This is a genomic window from Kitasatospora sp. NPDC059803, assembly GCF_042732255.1.
Taxonomy (GTDB): Bacteria; Actinomycetota; Actinomycetes; order Streptomycetales; family Streptomycetaceae; genus Kitasatospora.
In genome coordinates, this window is sequence record NZ_JBHWIJ010000165.1 from 1 (window position 1) to 9845 (window position 9845).

The following is a 9845-nucleotide window of genomic DNA, read 5'->3' on the forward strand; positions in this document are numbered from 1 at the left end:
AAGTCGACGCTGACGTTGTCGAGGGCCACGACGCGGGTCTCCCCGTCCCCGTAGACCTTGTTGAGGCCGGTGGCGCGGGCGGCCGCCAGGCCGGTACGGACGGCGGTTGCGGGGGTCGTCACGGGGGTGCTCCTGAGGGCGGGAACGGACAATCGGGTTCCGTTCCATCCTCCCAATCCGTTCGAGCGCGATGCGTATGTCCCGAGGAGGGGCGACCCCCGCCGTCTCGGCGGCTCGGCGGGGGTCTTCTCATCCTCAGGTATGACACCGATCCCTGAGGACCATGGTCCCTGTGCTGCGGACGATGGTCCCCGTGCTACTCCACCGCGACGCCGAACGCGCCCGCCAGCCCGAGCAGACCGTTCGTCACCGAGCGGCCCGACGGGCTGAACTGCCAACCGCCGCCCGCACGCTGGAACGAACCCATGAGCATCGCGCTGTCCGGCACGCCGCCGGTGCCGGCCGCCCACTCCGCCGGACCGGCCGCGCCCGGACCGTACGTCGCCGCCAGGGCGACACCGTGCACGTAGCCGAGCGGCAGGGCCCGCGGCTCCTCCTCCTCGGTGGAGACGGCGACCACCACCTCGTCCACCGTGGCCGCCAGCCGCTCCAGGTCCAGGGTCAGCCGGACCGCCCGGGCCGGCTCGCCCGGCACCGAGTGGGTCGGGTGCAGCCGCACGGCGCCGTCCGGGTCCTGCGGGTTGTTGAAGAACACGAAGTGCTCGTCGCTCAGCACCCGCCCGGCGGCGCACAGGAACGCGGTGACGTCCAGCTCCACCGCGTCGCCGCCGGCCGTCCGGCTCTGCCAGCTGACCGTCAGGCTGCTGTGACGGTCCGTCGGCGCGGCCGCCGGTGCGGGCTTCTCCTGTTCCGCGGAGCCGCCGCCGAGCCGCCCCCGCAGCCCCTGCTCGGCCAGCAGCTCCACCAGCTCCGGCCCGCTGACCAGCGTCAGCGGCTTCCCCTCGATGTAGCTGTACGAGCCGCGGCCGAAGCCGGCGGTGGTCACCAGGATGCCCTTGTTGGCCCCGTGGTGCCGGACGGTCGACTCCAGGTCGCGCACGGCCGTCGGGGACACCGTCTTGCGGTAGCGCTTGGCCTGGATCACGATCTTGCCGCCGGTCACCGGGTCCAGGTCCTCGGCGACCACGTCCACCCCGACGTCGCCGCTGCGGGCCGTGGTCATCACCCGGAAGCCGCGCAGCCGGAACAGCTCGGCGATCAGCTCCTCGAACTCGATCGGGTCCATCTCGAACAGGTCCGGGTCGTCGTCGCCGCCGTGCCCGGCCAGGCTCCCGCCGACCGTCTCCGGCAGCCGGTCCGGCCGCACCTCGTCCAGCCGCTCCGGGCGCGCCGACAGCTTGCCGCCCAGGCCCTGGAAGCAGTCCACCGGCGCCACCCGGTCCAGCGCCAGCCCGGCGAACTCGGCCCGGGAGGCGGTCAGGGTGGCGAGGAAGCGCTCCGCCTCCCGGCCGGTCGCCGGGTCGATGCCGAGGACGAAGCCGTTCAGCACCACCGAGTCCAGCATCCCGTCCCGGTCCGCCCGGAACAGCTCCGCCGCCAGCCGCAGCGCCGACTGCGCCAGCACCTCCCGGTACAGCGCCTTGCGCTCCGTCGCCGGGCGGGCCACCTCCGCCTCGCGGTCGTCCGTCTTCACGTACCGGACCCGGCCGGCGGCCGGCACCACGTCCGGGCCGGGCAGCTCCCAGTTCACCACCAGCTGCCGGGTCGAGGCCTCCCAGGCCGCCACCAGGCGGTGCGGGAAGCCCTCCGGCCAGGCCGCCGAGGCGTACAGGCCGGCGGTGAAGTACTCCTGCACCGCCTCCGGCTCGCCCGCGCGCAGCCGCCGCAGCAACTCCTCGGTACGGGCGGCGCGGTCCTCGTCCTGGCGGCGGCACTGCGCCGCCCAGGCCAGGTACTCCTGGTGGTAGGCGGCCAGCCGGCGCTGCCGGTCGGCCTCCTGCGCCTGGGCGGCGTACCAGTCCTGCTCGAACCGGGCCCGGGCCTGCGCCAGGTACTGCTCGTACTGCCGCCGCACCCCCGGATTGCGCGCCTGCACCTGGTCCGGCGGCGGCACGTGGTACTTGGGGCCGCCCTGATCGGGCAGCTCCACCGGCCGGCCCAGCGGGCCCGGGTCGAACGGCGGCACCGGGCGCGGCGCCAGCAGCGCCTGCGGGCCGAACGCCGGAGCCGCCAGCCCGGCGGCCAGCAACCCGCGCAACTCCTCGACCCGGGCTTCCAGTTCGGCCGTCAGTCGGGCCGCCTCCGCCTCCCGGGACTGCTGGTAGGCCCGCTGTGCCTCCCGCTCGTTGCGGGCCGTCGCCCGCTGCTCATCCCGCTGCTCGCGCTCCAGCCGGCGCTGCTGCGCCGCCTCGGCACGCCAGCGGGCCTCCTCCCGGCGCTGCTGCTGTCGCTGCGCCTCCGCCCAGATCGCCAGCACTCCGTCGTTCCGCCGCCCCGCCACCGTCCACCCCTTCATTGCACGCCGGACCGGTCGCGCCGCACGCCTCCCGGCCGCGCCGCCAACCGCGCCCGCAACAATAGAACGTGAACACCCCACCGGGCCAAGCCCCGCGAGCAGCACGGCTGCACTGCACCGGTCAGTGCACCTGGGGCGCGTCCCCGGGTTGGGCGTGCCAGCGCCAGTCGGTGCGCAGCGGCCGGCCGGGCAGCGGGGCGCGGCCGGTGGCCCACAGAAGGGTCGGCCAGGGGACGTCGGCGGCGGTGACGGGGACGTCGGGGAAGAGGCGGGCCAGGACGCGGCGGCAGAGGTCGGCCGGGGGGTCCCAGGGCAGGCCGAGGCCCTGGGCGACGTCGTGCAGGTGCACCAGCGTCTCGACCAGGCTCATCGCGACGAACCCGGCCGGGTCGGCGACACCCCACGGGTGGTAGGCGCGGACCTCGGGCGCGGCGGCGCGGGCGATCGCGACCATCAGCCCGCCGCTCGCCTCCAGCACCTCGACCAGCCCGTCAGGCCCGCTCGCGCGGTCGGCGCGGACGAAGTTGTTCGGCCCGCCGGGGAAGCGGCGCTCGGTGGCGAAGGGGACGTACCGCTCGCGCGGCGGGGCGGCCGGGCCGAGCTGGGCGGCGTAGGCGAGCAGGTCGTCGGCGAGGTGCTCGACGGTGGTCCAGCAGTCCCAGGTGACCGTCCCGGCGGGCCGGGACCAGTCGGCGTCCGCGGGCGCCGCGCGCAGGGTGGCGGCGGCGAGCCGGAGGACGAGCGCGAGGTCGTCGGCGGTGACGGGGGACTGGGCGGCGGGCTCGGGCGTCATGGTCGCGGAGGCTAGCAGGGGGCACTGTCAGGGGCCGCACTTGTCAGGGGCGGCGGGTACTCTGCACTGGTTCGAGAGGGAGGCATGCCCGTGACGATCGCACCGCAGCACCACCCGGACCGGCCCGCCGGCTGGGTCTCCACCGGGCTGAGCTGGCACGAGGGCCGCGCCCTGCTCGGCGCCGTGCGCGGCGGCCAGACGCACGAGCGGGCCGTCACGCCCGGCGCGGAGGTCGGCTGGCTGCTGGGCGGGCCGCGCCGCTGCACCGGCGCCTGGCTGGCCGGGGCGACGGAGCGCACCCCGTGCCCGCACCACGCGGTGATCGCGCCGGACGGCGCCGCCGTGCAGTGCCCGGCCTGCCAGAGCGTCGACCGGGGCCTGGCCCTCGCCCGGGACCAGATCCTCGACGACGGCCGGACGTACCTGCTCTACCTCGCCTGGTTCGGCGACGGCCTGCTGAAGATCGGCCTGACGGCCGAACAGCGCGGCGACAGCCGACTGCTCGAACAGGGCGCGCTGGCCTACGCGTTCACCGCCCGGGGCGGGCTGCCGGCCATCCGGCGCGCCGAACTCACCGTCGCCGCCTCCGGGTTGGCCCGCGAGCGGTTCAAGGCCAGGCTGAAGACCGAGCACTGGTGGGCGCACGGCGACGAGCCGTACCGCCGGGCCGTGCTGGCCGAGGCCCGGGCCCAGGCGCACCGCCTCCTGGCCGGCCACGCGCTGGAGCTGCTCGCCGAGCGCCCGGTGGTCGACCACGTGGCGCGGTTCGGGCTGTCCGACGGCGCACCGGAGGCGTACCGGCAGGTCGGCGGCCTGGCCGACGGGGCGGTGATCGCGGGCACCCTGCGGCCGCCGGTGGGCCGCCACCTGTTCCTGGACCAGGCCGACGGCTCGGGGCCGCTGCTGCTGGACACCCGGCTGCTCACCGGCTGGACGCTCGCGCCCGTCTCCGGCCGCCCGACGTCCGGGGTGGCCCTGGAGGAGCGGGTCCGCCCGCCGGAGCCGGACACCCAGGAGGCGCTTTTCTAGAGTGAATCCGGGCTGGGGTGGTTCCCCGCGAGCGCGAGCCCGGGGGCTGCGGGCTCAGCCCAGCCTGCTGCGCACCCCGCCCGGGCCGGAGCGGGCCCGGTGGGACAGCGGCGGCCGGGACGGGCGGACGTCGGCGCGCGCGGCGGGCTCGCCCTCGGCGGTGCGCCGGGCGAGTGCGGCCCGGGCGGCGGCCAGGGCCACGCGGGTGAGCAGCGGGTCCTCCTGGACGCCGGCGGACCGTTTGGCCGCCTGGCAGTGCGAGCACCAGATCGGGGAGGCGGGCCCGTCCGGGTACGCCATGCTCTCGGGCGGCAGGTAGTGTCCGCCGCACTCGACACACTCGAAGACCAGCCTCATCCGGCGATCACCGTCCCGGATCCGTGGCACCGACCGCAGGGCGACCAGAAGGTGTGGATCCTCGGCACCATGCTCCCTTCCTCGTCCCGTTCGACCGTGGCTTCGGTCTTCTGGGTCCCCCCGGACCCGCCGCAACCGGAACAGGACTGAACCTCGGGCATATGCCGTCCTTCCGTAGCGGAGGACCACGGTAGCGCGAATTCCCGGGCGCGGGCGCGGGACCTGACGATCCACCACCCCTCGGAGGAGCGTGCGAATGCCCTGCACGCCCCACTGCACGCCGTCGGCCCCGCACCCGGGGGCGCGGGGCCGGGGCACGGGGCCGGTCGAAGCGGTGCGTCAACCGCGCGCGGCCCGCAGGAACTCGCGGTTCATCGCGGCGATGCTGGGCAGCGGGATGCCCTTGGGGCAGGCGGTGGCGCACTCGCCGGTGTTGGTGCAGCCGCCGAAGCCCTCGGCGTCCATGGCCGTGACCATGTCCCGCACCCGGGAGGCGCGCTCCGGCGCGCCCTGGGGGAGCACGTTGAGGTGGACCACCTTGGCGGAGGTGAACAGCATCGCCGAGCCGTTCGGGCAGGCCGCCACGCAGGCGCCGCAGCCGATGCACTCGGCGTGTTCGAAGGCGGTGTCGGCGGCCTCCTTGGGGACGGGCGTGGCGTGCGCGTCGGGGGCGCTGCCGGTGGGGGCGGAGATGTAGCCGCCGGAGCCGATGATCCGGTCGAAGGCGGAGCGGTCCACCACCAGGTCCTTGACCACCGGGAAGGCCGCCGCCCGCCACGGCTCGACGTCGATGGTGTCGCCGTCCCGGAAGTGCCGCATGTGCAGCTGGCAGGTGGTGGTCCGCTCGGGGCCGTGGGCCTGGCCGTTGATGACCATGCCGCAGGCGCCGCAGATGCCCTCGCGGCAGTCGTGGTCGAAGGCCACGGGCTGGTCCCCGCTGGTGATCAGCTCCTCGTTGAGGCTGTCGAGCATCTCCAGGAAGGACATGTCGGGGCTGATGCCGCCGACCTGGTAGGTCGTCATCGACCCGGGGGCGTCCGGGCCCGGCTGGCGCCAGATGCGCAGGGTGAGGTTCATGCGTAGCTCCGCTGGGTGGGGTGGACGTACGCGAAGTCGAGGGCCTCGCGGTGGAGGACGGGGGCGGCGCCGGTGCCGGTGAACTCCCAGGCGGCGGCGTAGCCGTACTCCTCGTCGCGCCGGGCGGCCTCGCCGTCGGGCGTCTGGCTCTCGGTGCGGAAGTGGCCGCCGCAGGACTCGGCGCGGTGCAGGGCGTCCAGGCACATGAGTTCGGCGAGCTCGAAGTAGTCGACGAGCCGGTTGGCCTTCTCCAGCGACTGGTTGAGCTCCTGCCCGGTGCCCGGCACCTTGATCCGGCGCCAGAACTCCTCGCGCAGCTGCGGGATCCGCGCCAGGGCCCGGCGCAGCCCGGCCTCGTCGCGGGCCATCCCGCACTCGTCCCAGAGGAGTTCGCCGAGTTCGCGGTGGAAGGAGTCGGGGGTGCGGTCGCCGTCGACCGCGAGGATGAGGTTCAGCCGGTCCTCGACCTCGGCCTCGGCCTCGGTGACCGCCGGGTGGTCGGCGGGGACGGCGGGCAGCGGGTTGCGGGCCAGGTAGTCGTTCAGGGTGGGCGGCAGGACGAAGTAGCCGTCGGCGAGGCCCTGCATGAGCGCGCTGGCGCCGAGCCGGTTGGCGCCGTGGTCGGAGAAGTTGGCCTCCCCGACGGCGAACAGGCCGGGGACGGTGGTCTGCAGGTCGTAGTCGACCCAGAGTCCGCCCATCGTGTAGTGGATCGCGGGGTAGATCCGCATCGGCACCCGGTACGGGTCCTCGGCGGTGATCCGCTCGTACATGTCGAACAGGTTGCCGTACTTGGCGGCGACGGCGTCCCGGCCCAGCCGGCGGATGGCGTCGGCGAAGTCCAGGTAGACGCCCTGCCCGCCGGGGCCGACGCCGCGGCCCTCGTCGCAGACGTTCTTGGCGGCCCGGGAGGCGATGTCGCGCGGCACCAGGTTGCCGAAGGCCGGGTAGGTCCGCTCCAGGTAGTAGTCCCGCTCGTCCTCGGGGATCTCGGCCGGCGGCCGGGTGTCGCCCTGCGCCTTGGGCACCCAGATCCGGCCGTCGTTGCGCAGCGACTCGCTCATCAGGGTGAGCTTGGACTGGTGGTCGCCGGAGCGCGGGATGCAGGTGGGGTGGATCTGGGTGAAGCACGGGTTGGCGAAGTGGGCGCCGCGCCGGTGGGCCCGCCAGATCGCGGTGGCGTTGGAGTTCTTGGCGTTGGTGGAGAGGTAGAAGACGTTGCCGTAGCCGCCGCTGGCGAGGACCACGGCGTCGGCGGTGTGGGTGCTGATCGCACCGGTGACGAGGTCGCGGGCGACGACGCCGCGCGCCCGGCCGTCGACGACCAGCAGGTCGAGCATCTCGGTGCGCGGGTGCATCTCCACGTTCCCGGCCGCGATCTGCAGGGACAGCGCCTGGTAGGCGCCGAGCAGCAGCTGCTGGCCGGTCTGGCCGCGCGCGTAGAAGGTGCGGGAGACCTGCACGCCGCCGAAGGAACGGGTGTCCAGCAGGCCGCCGTACTCGCGGGCGAACGGGACGCCCTGGGCGACGCACTGGTCGATGATCTCGACCGACACCTGGGCGAGCCGGTGCACGTTGGACTCGCGGGCGCGGAAGTCGCCGCCCTTGACGGTGTCGTAGAACAGCCGGCGGACCGAGTCGCCGTCGTTGCGGTAGTTCTTGGCCGCGTTGATGCCGCCCTGGGCGGCGATCGAGTGAGCCCGCCTCGGGGAGTCCTGGAAGCAGAACTGGACGACGTGGTAGCCCTGTTCGGCCAGCGTGGCACCGGCCGCGCCGCCGGCCAGGCCGGTGCCGACCACGATCACGGTGTGCTTGCGCCGGTTGGCCGGGTTGACCAGCTTGGCCTCGAACCGCCGCTGGTCCCAGCGCTGTTCGATCGGCCCGGCGGGGGCCTTGGTGTCGGCGACGGGCTCGCCGACGGTGTAGTCCAGGTAGCTCATTTGACGACTCCGAACATCACGGCCACGGGGACGGACAGGAAGCCGACGGTCAGCGCGAGCGCCAGGCCGTTGGCGGTCAGCTTGAGCACCCGGTCCCGGCGGGCGTTGTTGGCGCCGAGGGTCTGCGCGGCGCTCCAGAAGCCGTGCCGGATGTGCAGGCCGACGGCGAGCATCGCGACGATGTAGATCAGGCAGCTGTACCACTGGCCGAACGAGGCCACGATGTTCTGGTACGGGCGGCCGTGTTCGGCGGCGGGGTTCACGGTCAGCGTGGTCAGGTCGAGGATGTGCCAGACGATGAACAGTGCCAGGATCACCCCGCCCCAGCGCATGGTCCGGGTCGCGTAGCTCGCCCGGCGACGCTTGTGGACGTACTTGCTCGGCCGGGCGGCGAGATCGCGGCGGCTGAGCTGGTAGGCCGAGACGCCGTGCAGCACGACGGCGGCCAGCAGGCCGAAGCGGGCGATCCACAGGAACCACTCGTGGCCCAGGAACGGCTGTCCGATGGTGCGCAGCCAGGCCGCGTAGCCGTTGATGTCGTCCGGGCCGGCGAACACCTTGAGGTTGCCCAGCATGTGCGCGACGAGGTAGAGCAGCATGGCCAGTCCGGTGACGGCCATGACCGCCTTCTTGCCGACGGTCGACCGCCAGAGCGTCGCCAGGGTGGACGGATGCCGGGCCGTCCGAGTCGCGGTTGTCATGGCTGCAACGGTAGGGACGGCCACCAGGGTGCGTCCAAGACATGCTGCAGCTCGTGACGATAGCCGTGGCCTATCGATGCGGCCTATCCTGGTCGGGTGCAGCTCCAGCAACTCCGCTACTTCCTGGCCGTCGCCGAGACCCGGCACTTCACCCGGGCCGCCGAGGCGGCACACGTCGCCCAGCCCTCGCTCTCCCAGCAGATCCGTTCGCTGGAAAGGGAGTTGGGCGCCGAGCTGTTCCACCGCACCCGGGGCAACATCGCCCTGACCGACGCCGGGGAGGCGCTGCTGCCACTGGCCCGGCGCATCCTCGCGGACACCGAGAGCGCCCGGCTGGCCGTCCAGGAGACGGTCCAGCTGCGCCGCGGCCGGGTCCGGCTCGGCGCGCCGCCGAGCCTGTGCACCAGCCTGGTGCCGGACGTGCTGCGGGTGTTCCGGGACCGCCACCCGGGGGTGGCGCTGGCGGTCCGGGAAGGCGGCTCGCGCGACCTGGTCCGCTCGCTGGCGGCGGGGGAGCTGGACCTCGCGCTGATCATCACCCCGCCGAGCGGGGAGGCCGCACCGGCGCTGGCCGTCACCGAGCTGCTGCACGAGGAGCTGGTGCTGGTCTCCGCCGAGCGGCAGACCCGGCGCAAGGCACGGGTGGCGGAGCTGCGGGGGCGCCCGCTGGTGATGTTCCGGGAGGGCTACGACGTCCGGGAGGCGACCCTGGCGGCCTGCCGGGCGGCCGGCTTCGAGCCGGAGTTCGCGGTGGAGGGCGGCGAGATGGACGCCGTCCTCGGCTTCGTCCGGGCCGGACTCGGCCCCGCGGTCGTCCCCGGAATGGTCGCGGCCCGCTCGGGACTGTCCGTCACACCCTTCGCCGCCCCGGGCCTGGGCCGCACCATCGCCGTCGCACACGGCCACGAGGTGCCGCTGACCCGCGCCGCGGAGGCCCTGCGCACGACCCTGCTGGCGTACCTGCACCATGCTGCCGGTTCCGGTGAACTCCCGCCGGGGACACGCCTGTTGCTGTGACGTGGAATTCTCAAAATTCTGACGTCCCATCAGATTGCGAATGCTGTCGACTAGTCGGCATCGACAGGGCTCACTTCGATCTGTCAAGCTGACAGCCCGGTGACTGTCAGTCATGGCAGGATCGGTGCGGGTCGACAACGTGTCGAACTGAAGGAGGAGACATGGCTGAGGACAGCAAGGACAAGACTCCGTCTGGCACGTACGCAGGCACTGAAATCACGGTCGACGGTGAGGAGCACGTCATTATCCGGGAGGACCAGGTCCCGGTAGGCACTGACGGCGAGTGATACGCCCTCGCCCACGCTTCGGTACGGGCTGATCTCCGCCCGTTCCGGAACGGGGTGCTGCGCAGCGATGAGAGGGGGCCGGTCCGGGGGCCGCATGGCCCCCCACTGGTGAGTTTTGTGCGGTAGGAAAATGGGAGTAGCAGGGGGCGTGGGGGTAGCACAAGTTTT

9 protein-coding genes are annotated in these 9845 nt (G+C 73.7%); 3 read left to right on the forward strand and 6 right to left on the reverse strand.

The annotated features are described in order from the left end of the window. Window positions 1-316 precede the first annotated feature (316 nt). Both ACFV6I_RS24240 and ACFV6I_RS24245 read right to left on the reverse strand, forming a co-directional pair. Window positions 317-2461 (reverse strand): restriction endonuclease, encoded by a 2145-nt coding sequence (locus ACFV6I_RS24240; RefSeq protein ID WP_159398312.1) that lies wholly within the window; start codon window positions 2459-2461, stop codon window positions 317-319. A gap of 136 nt (window positions 2462-2597) precedes the next feature. Then, window positions 2598-3269: a maleylpyruvate isomerase N-terminal domain-containing protein gene (locus ACFV6I_RS24245; RefSeq protein WP_380427562.1), complete on the reverse strand. Its 672-nt coding sequence runs from the start codon at window positions 3267-3269 to the stop codon at window positions 2598-2600. Between the two features lie 90 nt (window positions 3270-3359). Here ACFV6I_RS24245 and ACFV6I_RS24250 point away from each other — a divergent pair, with 90 nt between their 5' ends. After that, entirely contained in the window at window positions 3360-4298 is a 939-nt protein-coding gene (locus tag ACFV6I_RS24250) for a DUF2797 domain-containing protein (RefSeq protein ID WP_159398311.1), read from the forward strand. 54 nt (window positions 4299-4352) lie between these two features. On the opposite strand, the gene ACFV6I_RS24255 is transcribed toward ACFV6I_RS24250, so the two are convergent. The 4 genes from ACFV6I_RS24255 to ACFV6I_RS24270 form a co-directional block, all read right to left on the reverse strand. After that, window positions 4353-4655, reverse strand: a complete 303-nt coding sequence (locus ACFV6I_RS24255) for a hypothetical protein (protein ID WP_380427564.1) — start codon at window positions 4653-4655, stop codon at window positions 4353-4355. Between the two features lie 339 nt (window positions 4656-4994). Next, entirely contained in the window at window positions 4995-5732 is a 738-nt protein-coding gene (locus ACFV6I_RS24260) for a succinate dehydrogenase/fumarate reductase iron-sulfur subunit (protein WP_363372913.1), read from the reverse strand. Next, window positions 5729-7672, reverse strand: coding sequence for a fumarate reductase/succinate dehydrogenase flavoprotein subunit (locus ACFV6I_RS24265; RefSeq protein WP_380427566.1), 1944 nt, complete (start codon window positions 7670-7672; stop codon window positions 5729-5731). Before ACFV6I_RS24265 ends, ACFV6I_RS24260 begins: the two co-directional genes overlap by 4 nt. Beyond that, on the reverse strand, window positions 7669-8373 hold the full coding sequence (locus ACFV6I_RS24270) for a succinate dehydrogenase cytochrome b subunit (RefSeq protein WP_063346103.1): 705 nt from the start codon (window positions 8371-8373) through the stop codon (window positions 7669-7671). Before ACFV6I_RS24270 ends, ACFV6I_RS24265 begins: the two co-directional genes overlap by 4 nt. A gap of 96 nt (window positions 8374-8469) precedes the next feature. On the opposite strand from ACFV6I_RS24270, the gene ACFV6I_RS24275 reads away from it, so the two are divergent. Continuing rightward, window positions 8470-9390, forward strand: coding sequence for a LysR family transcriptional regulator (locus tag ACFV6I_RS24275; protein WP_380427568.1), 921 nt, complete (start codon window positions 8470-8472; stop codon window positions 9388-9390). Between the two features lie 161 nt (window positions 9391-9551). Next, the gene (locus tag ACFV6I_RS24280; RefSeq protein WP_380379010.1) at window positions 9552-9677 is read left to right on the forward strand and encodes a hypothetical protein; all 126 of its coding nucleotides are present in this window, start codon (window positions 9552-9554) and stop codon (window positions 9675-9677) included. Window positions 9678-9845: the final 168 nt, after the last annotated feature.